The 14,831-nt window shown below is 60.2% G+C and carries 11 protein-coding genes; all 11 read right to left on the bottom strand.

Annotated features, from left to right (window positions below; genetic code table 11):
* Positions 1-252 precede the first annotated feature (252 nt).
* Positions 253-1,545 (bottom strand): tRNA lysidine(34) synthetase TilS, encoded by a 1,293-nt coding sequence (gene tilS, locus DM813_RS05530; protein WP_128322414.1) that lies wholly within the window; start codon positions 1,543-1,545, stop codon positions 253-255.
* A gap of 128 nt (positions 1,546-1,673) precedes the next feature.
* On the bottom strand, positions 1,674-2,621 hold the full coding sequence (locus tag DM813_RS05535) for an acetyl-CoA carboxylase carboxyltransferase subunit alpha (protein ID WP_128322415.1): 948 nt from the start codon (positions 2,619-2,621) through the stop codon (positions 1,674-1,676).
* 98 nt (positions 2,622-2,719) lie between these two features.
* A complete protein-coding gene (gene dnaE / locus DM813_RS05540; RefSeq protein ID WP_128322416.1) occupies positions 2,720-6,241 on the bottom strand; it encodes a DNA polymerase III subunit alpha in 3,522 nt (1,173 codons plus the stop codon).
* A gap of 108 nt (positions 6,242-6,349) precedes the next feature.
* The gene (gene rnhB, locus DM813_RS05545; RefSeq protein WP_128322417.1) at positions 6,350-6,979 is read right to left on the bottom strand and encodes a ribonuclease HII; all 630 of its coding nucleotides are present in this window, start codon (positions 6,977-6,979) and stop codon (positions 6,350-6,352) included.
* Positions 6,980-8,107: a lipid-A-disaccharide synthase gene (gene lpxB / locus DM813_RS05550; RefSeq protein WP_128322418.1), complete on the bottom strand. Its 1,128-nt coding sequence runs from the start codon at positions 8,105-8,107 to the stop codon at positions 6,980-6,982. It abuts the gene before it with no gap.
* A 2-nt stretch (positions 8,108-8,109) separates the two neighbouring features.
* Complete coding sequence (gene lpxA / locus DM813_RS05555; protein WP_128322419.1) at positions 8,110-8,886, bottom strand: acyl-ACP--UDP-N-acetylglucosamine O-acyltransferase; 777 nt, start codon at positions 8,884-8,886, stop codon at positions 8,110-8,112.
* Complete coding sequence (fabZ, locus tag DM813_RS05560) at positions 8,883-9,323, bottom strand: 3-hydroxyacyl-ACP dehydratase FabZ (RefSeq protein ID WP_010224833.1); 441 nt, start codon at positions 9,321-9,323, stop codon at positions 8,883-8,885. The genes lpxA and fabZ overlap by 4 nt, the downstream gene beginning before the upstream one ends.
* Before the next feature lie 112 nt (positions 9,324-9,435).
* The gene (gene lpxD, locus DM813_RS05565; RefSeq protein WP_128322420.1) at positions 9,436-10,491 is read right to left on the bottom strand and encodes a UDP-3-O-(3-hydroxymyristoyl)glucosamine N-acyltransferase; all 1,056 of its coding nucleotides are present in this window, start codon (positions 10,489-10,491) and stop codon (positions 9,436-9,438) included.
* Between the two features lie 2 nt (positions 10,492-10,493).
* On the bottom strand, positions 10,494-10,997 hold the full coding sequence (locus tag DM813_RS05570) for an OmpH family outer membrane protein (RefSeq protein WP_128322421.1): 504 nt from the start codon (positions 10,995-10,997) through the stop codon (positions 10,494-10,496).
* 44 nt (positions 10,998-11,041) lie between these two features.
* Positions 11,042-13,390, bottom strand: coding sequence for an outer membrane protein assembly factor BamA (gene bamA, locus DM813_RS05575; RefSeq protein WP_128322422.1), 2,349 nt, complete (start codon positions 13,388-13,390; stop codon positions 11,042-11,044).
* A 74-nt stretch (positions 13,391-13,464) separates the two neighbouring features.
* The gene (gene rseP, locus DM813_RS05580) at positions 13,465-14,817 is read right to left on the bottom strand and encodes an RIP metalloprotease RseP (RefSeq protein WP_128322423.1); all 1,353 of its coding nucleotides are present in this window, start codon (positions 14,815-14,817) and stop codon (positions 13,465-13,467) included.
* Positions 14,818-14,831: the final 14 nt, after the last annotated feature.

The following is a 14,831-nucleotide window of genomic DNA, read 5'->3' on the forward strand; positions in this document are numbered from 1 at the left end:
CGTTAAAGCGGTCTGCGCCGCCGGGGAAAGCGAAGGAAGGCCGAAGCCCCCGATCACCTGCGTCAATCACAGTGCTACTTAAAAAACTGCCGCGTCTGGACAGACCGGGGGCTTTCGACCCGGTACGGAGCTCGCTACACATTTTTAGAATCGCCCAGCAAAAAACTGCTTGGTAATCGGCAACTGCCGTGATTTCAGGGAAGCCACAGAAGTTGTATCAAGAAGGGAGCGTAGTCTACCGGAATGTGCCTTTCATCTCAAACCTTGCGCGCTCGTCGGTACACACCAATGTAATTGCCAGTCGCCCTGACTCAGTTCCGGCAGGTTAGCCACCGCCAGCAGTTGATCGTCGCGATAGAGCAACGGCAGGCGCGAGCGAACAAATGCAGGCACCTGCAACTCGTTGAGCAGGCGCTTCAGGTCACGCCTGCCGCGCCCGGCAATCTGCAGGCTTTCACCGCCTTGGCGATAGGCAATGCGCAACGGCCCCTGCGGCATCATGCCGCTCAGCTGCAGGCTGCCGTTGCCCGGCAATGCCAATCGTTGCGCAGGATCTTCCCAACCCTGCCCCTGCGGGGCCTGCAACCAGTCGTCGGACAGCCACCAGATGCGTTCATTGCCACGGTGCAGTTCACCATCGGTCAGGCGCCAGCACGGCCGTCCGTCGCCTGAGGCATCACGCAGGGCCTCCCAGCCAGCCCAGTGCCGGGCATCTGGCAGACGGGTACGCTTGGCCAACCAGTACTGCAACGCATTGCGCTGGCGCGCCGGTGACAATCCCCGCAACACCGCCAGGTCCAGCGAAGCCAGGCACAGCCAGTCAAAGCCGCAGGGCGTCGAGGCCTGTTGCAAGTCGGCGACAGCCAGCTCATCGAGCAGGCCCTGAGCCTCACTCAGGTGCTCGGCGGCGCGCGCCAGATTTTGCGCAACATGCGGCCAGCGCTGGCGCAACACCGGAAACACCGCGTGACGCAAATAGTTACGCGAATACCGCGTGTCACCATTGGAGGGGTCTTCCACCCACATGAACCGCTGCCCAGCGGCGTAGGCCTCCAGTGCCGCGCGTGATACGTCGAGCAAAGGCCGCACCAGCACCCCCTGCCCCAATACACGCTGGGCCGGCATCGCGCTCAGACCGCGCACACCGGCCCCACGCAGCAGCCGGAACAACAGAGTTTCGGCCTGGTCTTCGCGGTGTTGCCCGGTCAGCAGCACTTCGCCTGGACGCAGGGCCTCGGCAAAAGCCGCGTAGCGTGCATCCCGAGCGCCCTGCTCGAGGCTGGCGCCGGGGACGACCGTGACGTGAATGACGTGCAGATCGACGCCAAGATCGTCGCACAGACGCTTGCAATGGGCTGGCCAGGCGTCGGCCGCAGCTTGCAGGCCGTGGTGGATGTGGATGGCACGAAGAGGGGGTAACGAGTGCTGACGGGACAGACGTGCAAGCAGGTGCAGAAGGACCGTGGAGTCGAGGCCGCCGGAGAGCGCGACGCACCAGGCGGGGGCGTGAAGCCAGGGAGTGAGTCTTGGGTAGAGATCAATCATCGCAGGCGCCTCTTTTGCGAGCGCTTTACGCTCGATCGCAGGCTTTGCCAGCTCCTACACGTTCTTTCCTGTGGGAGCCGGCGTTGCCGGCGATGGGCTGCGAAGCAGCCCCGGCAGCTAACCTCAGATCAGAGGCCGTAGCTCATCAGGCGGTCATAACGGCGCTTGAGCAGCGCGTCGTTGTCGAACTTCTTGAGCATGTCCAGCTGTTCGATCAGTTCGCCACGGATAGCGCCCGACATTTTTGCCGGATCACGGTGAGCGCCGCCCAGCGGCTCGGGAATGACCTTATCGACAATTCCCAGGCCCTTGAGACGCTCAGCGGTGATACCCATGGCTTCGGCTGCGTCCGACGCCTTCTCGGCGGTCTTCCACAGAATCGAGGCGCAGCCTTCTGGCGAGATCACCGAGTAGGTGGAGTACTGCAGCATGTTCAACTGATCGCACACACCGATGGCCAATGCGCCACCCGAGCCACCTTCACCGATAACGGTGGCGATGATCGGGGTCTTCAGGCGTGCCATGACGCGCAGGTTCCAGGCAATCGCCTCGCTCTGGTTACGCTCTTCGGCGTCGATACCCGGGTAGGCGCCCGGCGTATCGATGAAGGTCAGGATCGGCATCTTGAAGCGCTCGGCCATTTCCATCAGGCGGCAAGCCTTACGGTAACCTTCCGGACGCGGCATACCAAAGTTGCGGCGAACCTTCTCACGCACTTCCCGGCCTTTCTGGTGACCGATGACCATCACTGGCTTGTCATCCAGACGCGCGATACCACCAACGATGGCAGCGTCATCGGCAAAATGCCGATCGCCGTGCAGCTCGTCGAACTCGGTGAAGATGTGGTCGATGTAGTCCAGGGTGTAGGGACGACGGGGGTGACGGGCCAGACGGGCAATTTGCCAGCTGGTCAGGTTGCCGAAGATGCTTTCGGTCAGGGTGCTGCTCTTGTCTTGCAGACGGGCGATTTCATCGCCGATGTTCAGCGAGTTGTCATTGCCGACCAGGCGCAGCTCTTCGATCTTGGCTTGCAGGTCAGCAATCGGCTGTTCGAAATCCAGAAAATTCGGGTTCATAGGCATCCGTCTTGGGTCTACGGCCAGGCGGCCGGCCGGTTGATCCGTTTGGCGCCCTACCTTAAGGGATCAGGCGCGTTCAGGTCGAGATTAAAAATTCATCGATATTGCAAAAAGACGTTCTCACGCCCGAACTGGTCACGCAGCGCCTGAATCAGGCCGTCTGCCGGGTCGATTCGCCAGCCTTCACCAAACTGCAGCATGGCTTTGGCGTCATTGCCGGTGTACTCCATGGTGATCGGGCAGGCACCACGATGGCGCTTGAACAGCTCACCCAGCCAGCTCAGCCGATCGCCTTTGAGCGCATCGGTGTTGACCTTCAGGCGCAGGCTTTCCGCCAGGTTGGTACGCGCATCTTCCATGCTCATGACCCGCTTGACCCGCAGGCGCAAGCCGCCGGAAAAGTCATCGTTGCTGACCTCGCCTTCGACCACCACCATCGCATCGGTCTGCAACAGGGCCTGCGCAGCCATGAAGGCATCGGCAAACAACGAGGCCTCGATGCGCCCGGAGCGGTCGTCGAGGGTGACGAATCCCATCTTGTCACCCTTCTTGTTCTTCATGACGCGCAGCGCAATGATCATGCCGGCGACCGTCTGGGTATCGCGCGCCGGCTTCAGGTCAACGATGCGCTGGCGGGCGAAACGCCGGATCTCACCTTCGTATTCGTCAATCGGGTGGCCGGTGAGGTACAGGCCCAGGGTGTCCTTCTCGCCGCGCAGACGCTCCTTGAGCGTCAGTTCACGGGCTTTGCGGTGATTGGCGTAGACATCGGCGTCCTCTTCGACAAACAGCCCGCCGAACAGGTCGGCGTGGCCGCTGTCGGCGGTACGGGCGGTTTGCTCGGCCGATTTGATCGCCTCTTCCATCGCGGTCAGCAATACCGCGCGGTTGCGGTCGATGTTGGCCTGATAGGCCTTGATCTCATCGTGGAAGTACGGCCCCAGGCGATCCAGGGCACCGCTGCGCACCAGTGCATCCAGGGTGCGTTTGTTGATGCGCTTGAGGTCAACCCGCTCGCAGAAGTCGAACAGGTCCTTGAACGGACCTTCCCGACGCGCTTCGACGATTGCCTCCACCGGCCCTTCACCAACGCCCTTGATTGCTCCCAAGCCGTACACGATCCGGCCGTCGTCATTGACCGTGAACTTGAAATCGGAGGTGTTTACGTCCGGTGCATCAAGACGCAGCTTCATGCTGCGCACTTCTTCGATCAAGGTCACGACCTTGTCGGTGTTGTGCATATCCGCCGACAGCACCGCCGCCATGAACGGCGCAGGATGGTGGGTTTTCAACCAGGCAGTCTGATAAGACACCAGGCCATAGGCCGCGGAGTGCGATTTGTTGAAGCCGTAACCGGCGAATTTCTCCACCAGGTCGAAGATGTTACCCGCCAGATCCGGGTCAATATTGTTGGTCGCACAACCTTCAATGAAACCGCCGCGCTGCTTGGCCATTTCCTCGGGCTTTTTCTTACCCATGGCCCGGCGCAGCATGTCTGCACCACCCAGGGTATACCCGGCCATCACCTGGGCAATCTGCATCACCTGTTCCTGATACAGAATGATGCCGTAGGTCGGTGCCAGTACGGGCTTGAGGCCCTCGTACTGATAGTCCGAGTGCGGATAGGCCAGTTCGGCCCGACCATGCTTACGGTTGATGAAGTCGTCCACCATGCCCGATTGCAGCGGGCCCGGACGGAACAGCGCCACCAGTGCGATCAGGTCTTCCAGGCAGTCAGGCTTGAGCTTTTTGATCAGCTCTTTCATGCCGCGCGATTCAAGCTGGAATACCGCAGTGGTTTCGGCTTTCTGCAGCAGGTCGTAGGTTTTCTTGTCATCCAGCGGGATGAAGTCGATATTCAGGTCATCCAGGCCTTGCTTGGCCTGCTCGCGGTTGATGGTTTCCATCGCCCACTTGATGATGGTCAGGGTCCTCAGGCCAAGGAAGTCGAACTTCACCAGGCCTGCTGCCTCAACGTCGTCCTTGTCGAACTGGGTAACCAGGCCGCCACCCTCTTCATCACAGGCGATCGGCGAGAAATCGGTGAGCTTGGTCGGGGCGATAACCACACCACCGGCGTGCTTACCGGTACCACGGCAGACACCCTCAAGCTTGAGGGCCATGTCCCAGATTTCCTTGGCGTCCTCATCGGTTTTGAGGAAGTCGCGCAGCACCTCTTCCTGCTCGTAGGCTTTTTCCAGGGTCATGCCGACTTCGAAGGGGATCATTTTCGACAGACGGTCGGCCAGACCGTAAGACTTGCCTTGCACCCGCGCCACGTCGCGCACCACTGCCTTGGCGGCCATGGTACCGAAGGTGATGATCTGACTCACGGCATTGCGGCCGTAGGCGTCGGCCACGTACTCGATCACCCGGTCGCGACCGTCCATGCAGAAGTCGACGTCGAAGTCGGGCATGGAAACCCGTTCCGGGTTGAGGAAGCGTTCGAACAGCAGGTCATAGGCCAGCGGGTCGAGGTCGGTAATTTTCAGCACATAGGCGACCAGCGAGCCGGCGCCCGAACCCCGGCCCGGGCCTACCGGAACGCCGTTGTTCTTGGCCCACTTGATGAAGTCCATAACGATCAGGAAGTAACCGGGGAAGCCCATCTGGATGATGATATCCAGCTCGAACTTCAGCCGGTCCAGGTAGACCTGACGCTTTTCTTCATAGTTGGGCGTGGTGTCCTTGGGCCACAGCACCGCCAGGCGCTCTTCCAGCCCCTCGTGCGACACGTGGCGCAGGTAATCGTCGATACCCATGCCGTTGGGCGTGGGGAAGTCGGGCAGGAAGTGCTTGCCCAGTTGGACCTGGATGTTGCAGCGCTTGGCGATCTCGACGGTGTTGGCAATCGCGTCGGGCAGGTCGCTGAACAGCTCAGCCATCTCTTCCGGGCTTTTCAGGTACTGTTGGTCGCTGTAGTTGCGCGAGCGCCGAGGGTCATCCAGCGCACGGCCTTCGCCAATACAAACGCGGGTTTCGTGGGCGTCGTAGTCCGACTGCTTGATAAAGCGCACATCGTTGGTCGCTACCAGCGGTGCACCGACCTTGTCGGCCAGGGCAACGGCGGCGTGCAGGTATTCTTCGTCACCGGCACGGTTGGTGCGCTGGATCTCGACATAGAAACGATCGGGAAACATCGCCATCCAGTCACGCAGCAAGGCCTCGGCTTCATCAGGGTTGCCGTTGAGCAACGCCATGCCGATATCACCTTCCCTCGCTGCCGAGAGTGCAATGACGCCTTCGCTGGCTGGGGCAATCCACTCACGCTCGATGATCACCAGACCGTTGCGCTGGCCGTCTACCCAGCCACGCGAGATCAACTCGGTGAGGTTGCGGTAGCCCTGCGGGTCCATGGCGAGCAGGCAGATACGCGCCAGTGGCGCATCCGGATCGCCATTGCTCAACCACAGGTCAACGCCGCAGATCGGCTTGATCCCGGCACCCATGGCGTTTTTGTAGAACTTGACCAGCGAGCACATGTTGCTCTGGTCAGTGACGGCTACGGCCGGCATGTTCATCGAGGCCAGTGCCTTGGCCAGCGGCTTGATCCGCACCAGGCCATCGACCAGGGAGAATTCGGTGTGCAGGCGAAGATGAACGAAAGAAGCCGACATGATGATCCTATAGCAGCACAAAACAACAAGGCCCGGATTGTACCGGGCCTTGATCAAAACATCAGCCGGTACAGGGTGATCCTGACGACTGAAACCTGCCCGGGGCCCTCAGACCTCGGCGAAACCGTTGCTCACTGCATCGCGGGCTTCATACGCGGCACGTACCGGCGCAAAGGAGCGTCGATGAATCGGCGTCGGCCCCAGCCGTGCAAGGGCTTCAAGGTGCACCGGGGTCGGGTAACCCTTGTGGCCACCGATGCCGTACCCCGGATAAATCAGTTCGAATGCCGCCATCTCGCGGTCGCGGGTAACCTTGGCCAGGATCGAGGCGGCAGCAATCGCCGGTACCTGGCTATCACCTTTGACCACCGGTGCCGACGGCACCGACAGCTTGGGGCAACGGTTACCGTCGATCAGCGCCAGTTTCGGCGTGACACTCAGCCCTTCGACCGCGCGCTGCATGGCCAGCATGGTGGCATGCAGGATGTTCAACTCATCGATTTCTTCGACTTCAGCACGGGCGATGCAGAAGCTCAGGGCTTTCTCGCAAATTTCGTCGAACAGCTTTTCACGACGTGCTTCGGTGAGTTTCTTCGAATCGTTCAGACCCAGAATCGGCCGCTGTGGATCGAGAATCACGGCTGCCGTGACGACAGCACCGCACAGCGGGCCGCGGCCGACTTCGTCGACGCCGGCAACCAGGTCTTCGACCAGGGTAAAATCCAGTCCCATTTGCATCTATCGGGCTTCCAGCAGGGCCAGCACCGCGTCAGCCGCCTGATTCGAGGCGTCGCGGCGCAGGGTACGGTGAATCTGGTCAAACCCTTCGGTCTGCTGCACGCCGGCCTCGACCAGCGGTGCCAATGCCTGGGCCAGTGCCTCAGGGGTGGCGGCATCCTGCAGCAACTCCGGGACCAGCATGCGCTGGGCCAACAGGTTGGGCAGGGAGACGTAGGGGCTTTTGACCAGTCGTTTGAGAATCCAGTAAGTCAACGGCGCCAAGCGGTAGGCGACCACCATCGGCCGCTTGAACAACAGCGCTTCCAGGGTGGCCGTACCCGACGCGATCAACACTGCGTCGCAGGCCGCCAAGGCCTGGTGTGAACGGCCGTCGAGCAAAGTGAGCGGCAGGTCCCGCCCCTCGAGCATCTGCTCAAGCTGGGCACGGCGCTCGGCATTGGCGCAAGGCGAAACAAAGCGAACACCCGGCACCAACTCACGCAGGCGCTGTGCGGTATCGAGAAACAATGCACCCAGGCGACCCACTTCACCGCCACGACTGCCAGGCATCAACGCCACCAGCGGCCCATCGCCAAGCCCGAGCTGCTCGCGAGCAGCGCGGCGATCGGCTTCAAGGGGAATGGTGTCAGCCAGCGGATGTCCGACAAAGCGCACCGGCACACCCTGCTCTTCGTAGAACTTCGCCTCGAAGGGCAACAAGGTCAGCATCAGGTCGCAACCTTCGCGGATCTTCAGCACGCGCTTCTGCCGCCAGGCCCAGACCGACGGGCTGACATAGTGCACCGTCTTGATCCCGGCCTTGCGCAGGTTCAACTCGATATTGAGGGTGAAGTCAGGCGCGTCGATGCCGATGAACACATCCGGACGCTCCTCGACCAGGGTCTGGATCAGAGCCTTGCGTCGCTTGAGCAGTTCACGCAGGCGACCCAGCACCTCGACCAGGCCCATAACGGCCAGGCGCTCCATGGGAAAGTACGAGACCATGCCCTCGGCCTGCATCAACGGCCCACCGACACCGATAAAGCGCACCTGAGGGTGGCGCGCTTTAAGCGCACGCATCAACCCGGCACCTAGAATGTCGCCGCTGGCCTCACCCGCCACCAGCGCTACACAGAGTTCAGCCATGATCAGCGCGTGATGCCGCGAGTGGAGTTCTGGATCGACTTGAGGAACACATCGACTTCAGGAAACTGCGCAGCAGGCTCGGCCAGTTCGGCGATAGCCTGTTCCACCGTAAGCCCCTGGCGATAGACTACTTTGTAGGCCCGGCGCAGCGCATGAATGGCGTCTTCACTGAAACCACGACGGCGCATACCCTCGAAGTTCATGCTGCGGGCTTCGGCCGGGTTGCCAAAGACGGTTACATAAGCCGGTACGTCCTTGCCAATGGCAGTACCCATGCCGGAAAAGCTGTGGGCGCCGATATGGCAGAACTGGTGCACCAGGGTGAATCCGGAGAGAATCGCCCAATCGTCGACATGAACGTGACCGGCCAACGCCGTGTTATTGACCAGGATGCAATGGTTGCCGATGACGCTGTCGTGGCCGATGTGGGCATACGCCATGATCAGGTTGTGATCACCCAGAGTGGTTTCCGAACGATCCTGCACGGTACCCCGGTGAATGGTCACCCCTTCGCGAATGACGTTGTGATCGCCGATCACCAGACGCGTGGGTTCGCCTTTGTACTTGAGGTCCGGGGTGTCTTCGCCTACCGAAGAAAACTGGTAGATGCGATTGTGCCGGCCAATGCGGGTCGGCCCTTTGAGAATCACGTGCGGACCGATAACGGTCCCCTCCCCGATCTCGACCCCGGCACCGATGATCGACCAAGGGCCGACCTCGACGCCATCGGCGAGCTTCGCCGAAGGATCGATGATTGCCCGAGGGTCAATCAACGTCATAGTTTACGTTCCGCACAAATGATTTCAGCCGAGCAGACTGGCTTGCCGTCTACCGACGCCTGGCATTCGAACTTCCAGATCTGACGCTTGCAGCTGATGAACTTGGCTTCAAGGATCAACTGGTCGCCCGGCAGTACCGGCTGGCGAAAGCGCAGCTTGTCGGAGCCGACGAAGTAGTACAAGGTGCCGTCCGCAGGTTTCACGTCGAGCATCTTGAAGCCGAGAATACCGGCAGCCTGGGCCATGGCTTCAATGATGAGCACGCCTGGCATGATCGGGTGCGCCGGGAAGTGGCCATTGAAGAACGGTTCGTTGATGCTGACATTCTTGTAGGCACGAATGCGCTGAGCCTCGACGTCCAGTTCCACTACCCGGTCCACCAGCAGGAACGGGTAACGGTGAGGCAGGTATTCGCGAATCTCGTTGATGTCCATCATTTCGGGGGGAAGCCTGTAGTAAAGATAGGGAGCGCCTGCTTGTTCGCCAGGCGCTCCTTTTGCAAATCAAAGAGTCAGCCTGCGGCTATTCACTCTCGATCAGGAAATGGTATCAGCCTTCTGATGAAGGCTGGCTGCCTGAGGTCACGACCTCGACACGCTTTTCCAACTGTTGAAGGCGTTTCGCCATCTCGTCGAGCTGGCGAATCCGTGCGGCACTCTTGCGCCACTCGCCCAGCGGTTGCATCGCCGTACCGGAAGAATAAGCCCCAGGCTCGGTGATCGAGCGCGTGACCATGGTCATGCCGGATACGAAAACGCCGTCGCAGACATCGATATGCCCCACCATGCCAACACCGCCGGCAATGGTGCAATGCTTGCCGATCTTGGTACTGCCGGAAATGCCGACGCAGGCCGCCATTGCCGTGTGATCACCAATCTGTACGTTATGCGCGATCTGGATCTGGTTGTCGAGTTTGACACCGTCGCCGATCCGGGTGTCTGCCAGCGCGCCACGGTCGACCGCAGTGTTAACGCCGATTTCGACATCGTCACCGATACTGACCCCGCCGATCTGGGCGATTTTCTGCCATACACCTTTGTCGTTGGCAAAGCCGAAGCCTTCGCCGCCGATTACCGCACCCGACTGAATCACCACACGCTTACCGATACGCACGTCATGATAGAGGGTGACACGCGGGGCCAGCCAACCGCCTTCACCGATTACGCAACGCGCACCGATAAAGCACTGGGCACCAATGGTCACACCCGGGCCGATCTGCGCCCCGCTCTCGATCACTGCACAGGCACCGACACTGGCGCTGGCATCCACCTTGGCGTCGGCCGCAACCACGGCGCTGGGATGAATTCCCGCTACAGCCTTCGGTTTTGGATCGAACAGGTGGGAAATGCGTGCATAGGCGAGGTACGGATCAGGGACGATCAACGCGTGCCCGGCAAAGCCTTCGGCGTCGCCGGCCTTGAGCAGCACGGCAGCGGCGTGGCTGCTCCCCAGGTACTTGCGGTACTGGGGATTGGCGAGAAAGCTCAACTGACCCGGCCCGGCTTCCTGAAGGGTCGCCAGACCGGTGATTTCCAGCTCCGCAGGGCCACTGAGCGTAGCCCCGAGGAACTCGGCCAACTGACCGAGTTTCATGGTCACAGTCATGTTCAACGGGACTGGTTCATGCGCTCGATGACCTGGCGGGTGATGTCGTACTGAGGTTTGACATCAATCACCGCGCCACGCTCGAGCACCAGGTCGAAACCGCCCTTCTTGATCACTTCTTCAACTGCGCCGTCCAGCTTTGGCTTCAGTTGCTTGAGCATCTCACGGTCAGCAACGGCCTTGGACTCGTTCAGCTCCTTGGACTGGAACTGGAAGTCACGGGCTTTCTGCTTGTATTCAAGCTCCAGGCGCTCGCGCTCTGGCTGGGCCATTTTGTCGCCACCCGCACGGATGCGGTCAGCAATGGCTTTGGCGCTGCTTTCCAGGTTCTTCAGCTTGGTCAGTTGCGGGCCGAACTTCTTCTCGGCGTCGACTGCGTACTTCTTCGCCGAGTCCGATTCCAGCAGGGCCATCTGATAGTTCAGAACGGCAACTTTCATTTCGGCGAAAGCCGGGGTTGCGACCAGGGTCGCAGCCAGTACTGCCAGTTGGGTCAACTTACGCACGATGCACTCCTACAGAATCCGATGTCGTTAGCAAGGGGCAGACCTTAGAAGGTCTGGCCCAGAGAGAATTGGAACACCTGGGTATCGGCGTCGTCCGGTTTCTTCACCGGCATTGCCAGGCTGAAGCTCAGCGGGCCCAGTGCAGTAATCCAGGTCACACCCAGACCAACGGAGCTGGCCAGGCCAGACAGACCGATATCTTCACAGTCCGGCTTGGAACCGCAGTTGGTGTCGAACACGTTACCCACATCCCAGAATACCGAGGTACGCAGCGAGCGCTGGTCCTTGACGAACGGCAGCGGGAACAGCAGCTCTACACCACCCTGGATCAGGACGTTACCACCGAACGGCAGTGGGTCCTGGTCCGGGTCGGCAATCGTGCCCGGGTTATGGCCGTCACTTGGGGTACTGCGTGGGCCCAGGCTGCTGTCTTTGAAGCCACGTACCGAGTTGAAACCACCGGCGTAGTAGTTCTCATAGAACGGCAGGCCAGACGTGCCCCCGAAACCATCACCATAGCCCAACTCGGTGTGCATACGCAGGGTGTAGTCGTTGGTGATCGGCTTGAACAGCTGGCCACGGTAGTCGAGTTTGAAGAACGACAGGTCGCTGCCCGGCGTGGTTGCCTCGAGCACCAGGCTCTGGGAATGACCACGGGTAGCCAGTACACCCTTGTTCAGGGTCGACTCGGACCAACCGGCAGAAGCCTTGAAGTTCAGGTACTTGTCGCCCTCTTCGTTGACGAAGTCGAAAATCTCGTCGACGGTGTAACGACCGGTCTTGATTTCATCCTGCTGGGCCGTCAGACCAAAGGTCAGACGCGAGGTCTCGCTGATCGGATAACCGACGCTGACACCGGCACCCAGGCTGTCAACCGCATAGCTGGCAACGTCGACGTCGAGGTCATCGTAGTCAGTGGTGCGGTAGAAGGCGTTGTAGCCCAGGCTGACGCCGTCGGCAGTCCAGTAGGGGTCCACGAAGCCGAAGTTGTAGCGGCTCTGGTATTCACTGCGGGTCAGGCCGATAGAAACCTTGTTACCGGTACCCAGGAAGTTGGTCTGGCTGATCGAGCCGCCGAGGATCAGACCGGCGCTCTGCGCGAAACCGACGCTGGCGGTGATCGAACCCGACGCCTGCTCTTCGACACTGTAGTTGACGTCGACCTGGTCATCGGTGCCCGGCACGGCTGGAGTTTCGACGTTGACTTCCTTGAAGAAGCCCAGACGCTCCAGACGGGTCTTGGACTGGTCGATCAGGTACGTCGAGGCCCAGCCACCTTCCATCTGGCGCATTTCGCGACGCAGCACTTCGTCTTCCGACTTGGTGTTGCCGCGGAAGTTGATACGGTTGACGTAGGCACGCTTGCCCGGATCGACCACGAAGGTGATGTCGACCGTGTGGTCCTGGTCGTTTGGCTGTGGCACGCCGTTGACGTTGGCGAAGGTGTAGCCTTCGTTACCCAGACGACGGGTGATCAGCTCGGAAGTGGTGGTCATCACTTTACGCGAGAACACCTGACCCGGCTGCACGAGCATCAGCGACTTGACCTGGTCTTCCGGCACTTTCAGGTCACCGGAAAGCTTCACGTCACGAACGGTGTACTTCTCGCCTTCGTTGACGTTGACAGTGATGTAGACGTGCTTCTTGTCCGGGGTGATGGACACCTGGGTAGAAGCAATGTCCATGTTGATGTAGCCGCGGTCCAGGTAGTAGGAACGCAGACGTTCCAGGTCACCGGAGAGTTTTTCACGGGCGTACTTGTCGTCGTTCTTGAAGAACGACAGCCAGTTGGTGGTCTTCAGTTCGAACAGGCCGACCAGGTCTTCTTCGGGGAAGACAGTGTTGCCAACCACGTTGATGTGCTGGATAGCAGCAACGGTACCTTCGTTGATCTTGATCTTCAGACCTACGCGGTTGCGCGGCTGCGGTACGACTTCAGTGTCGACCTCTGCCGAGTAACGACCCTGGGCAACGTACTGACGCTGCAGTTCGTTACGCACACCTTCAAGAGTGGCGCGCTGGAAGATCTCGCCTTCGGACAGACCAGACTGCTTCAGACCCTTCATGAGGTCTTCGGTGCTGATGGCCTTGTTACCTTCGATCTCGATGCTGGACACCGAAGGACGCTCGACCACAGTAATGATCAGGACGTTACCGTCACGGCCCAGTTGGATGTCCTGGAAGAAACCGGTCTTGAACAGTGCGCGGGTGGAATCCACCAGGCGACGGTCATCGGCCTCATCCCCGACGTTCAAAGGTAGCGCGCCAAAAACGCTGCCCGCGGAAACCCGCTGCAGACCGTTGACACGAATATCGGAGATGGTGAAGGACTCGGCGTGAACTTCAGCGATCATCAGTACGGCGAGAACCGCAGTTAGCAGCAGACGTTTCATGAAGTCCTTTCTTATTCCAACTGGCAATAAACGACCCGCCGCGGGACGCGGAAGGTTCGCAATTGAGCGAAGCTTTACAGTCGACCCAAATCGTTGATCAGGGCTAGCAACATCACCCCGACTACCAAACTGATACCGATCTGGATCCCCCAACCTTGCACCCGATCCGACAGCGGACGACCACGCGCCCATTCGATCAGGTAGAACAGCAAATGCCCCCCATCCAGCACTGGTATGGGCAGCAAATTAAGAACCCCCAGGCTAATGCTCAGGTAAGCGAGGAAATTCAGGAAATCCCCAACGCCCGACTGGGCTGAAGCGCCCGCCACTTTAGCAATGGTTATCGGTCCACTCAAGTTTTTTACCGAGAGCTCGCCGAACAGCATTTTCTTCAACGATTCGAGGGTCAGGACGCTCATGCTCCAGGTCCGTGTAAGCCCCTCGCCCACAGCCTCCAGCGGCCCATAACTGACCTCTCGCAGCATGGCATCCGGCCACTTGACTGGCTTGACGCCAGCCCCGAGATAACCACTGGCCGACTTCCCCTCACCCCGGGTCGCCAAGGTAACCGGCACTTCCAGCGTCGCGCCTTCGCGCTCTACCTGCAGGACAACCTTGCTGCCGGCACGCCCACGCACGGTGTCGACCACCTGCTGCCAGTCATTGAGCGCCTGGCCATCGAGGGCCAGCAAGCGGTCACCGGTCTTCAGCCCTGCAGCCTGCGCCGGGCCTTTGGGGTCCAGTTCAGCCAGAATCGGAACAAGCGCCGGACGCCACAGGCGAATCCCGAGCGAACGGATCGGATCCGGCTCGTCCGCACCTTTGAGCCAGCTGTCCAGCTTCAGTACATGCGGGCTATCAACGGTCGCTCCGTCTTCACGCACATTGATATGCAGCTGACCACTCTCGCCCAGGCGGCGAATCAATTGCAGATTGACCGCAGCCCAACCGCTGGTCGGCTTACCATCAATTGAAACAATTTCTTGCCCGGCTTTGAGCCCGGCCACTTCAGCAATACTGCCGGCCTCGACCCCGCCAATCACCGGGCGCTCCTGCTGGGTGCCAAGCATGGCCAGGATCCAGAAGAAGAAGATTGCCAAGAGGAAGTTGGCGACAGGGCCCGCCGCGACAATGGCAATGCGCTGACGCACCGACTTGCGGTTGAACGATTGATCGACCTGATCAGCCGGCACCTCGCCTTCGCGCTCATCAAGCATCTTGACGTAGCCGCCCAACGGAATCGCCGCCACGACGAATTCAGTGCCATGACGATCATGCCAACGAATCAACGGCGTGCCGAAACCGACAGAAAAACGCAAAACCTTGACGCCACAACGCCGGGCCACCCAGAAGTGACCGAATTCGTGAAAGGTGACCAGCACACCCAAAGCCACCAGGGTGCCGATAATCATGTAGAGCGCACTCATGTCTTTCTCCGAAT

The sequence above is a fragment of the Pseudomonas alkylphenolica genome (genome assembly GCF_004025535.1).
GTDB classification, from domain to species: domain Bacteria; phylum Pseudomonadota; class Gammaproteobacteria; order Pseudomonadales; family Pseudomonadaceae; genus Aquipseudomonas; species Aquipseudomonas alkylphenolica_A.

Coding starts and splice junctions, on each gene's coding strand:
- dnaE (WP_128322416.1), bottom strand. CDS start 6,241: ATGTCGGCTTCTTTCGTTCATCTTCGCCTGCACACCGAATTCTCCCTG.
- DM813_RS05535 (WP_128322415.1), bottom strand. CDS start 2,621: ATGAACCCGAATTTTCTGGATTTCGAACAGCCGATTGCTGACCTGCAA.
- tilS (WP_128322414.1), bottom strand. CDS start 1,545: ATGATTGATCTCTACCCAAGACTCACTCCCTGGCTTCACGCCCCCGCC.
- rnhB (WP_128322417.1), bottom strand. CDS start 6,979: ATGCAAATGGGACTGGATTTTACCCTGGTCGAAGACCTGGTTGCCGGC.
- rseP (WP_128322423.1), bottom strand. CDS start 14,817: ATGAGTGCGCTCTACATGATTATCGGCACCCTGGTGGCTTTGGGTGTG.
- lpxA (WP_128322419.1), bottom strand. CDS start 8,886: ATGACGTTGATTGACCCTCGGGCAATCATCGATCCTTCGGCGAAGCTC.
- fabZ (WP_010224833.1), bottom strand. CDS start 9,323: ATGATGGACATCAACGAGATTCGCGAATACCTGCCTCACCGTTACCCG.
- lpxD (WP_128322420.1), bottom strand. CDS start 10,491: ATGACTGTGACCATGAAACTCGGTCAGTTGGCCGAGTTCCTCGGGGCT.
- lpxB (WP_128322418.1), bottom strand. CDS start 8,107: ATGGCTGAACTCTGTGTAGCGCTGGTGGCGGGTGAGGCCAGCGGCGAC.
- bamA (WP_128322422.1), bottom strand. CDS start 13,390: ATGAAACGTCTGCTGCTAACTGCGGTTCTCGCCGTACTGATGATCGCT.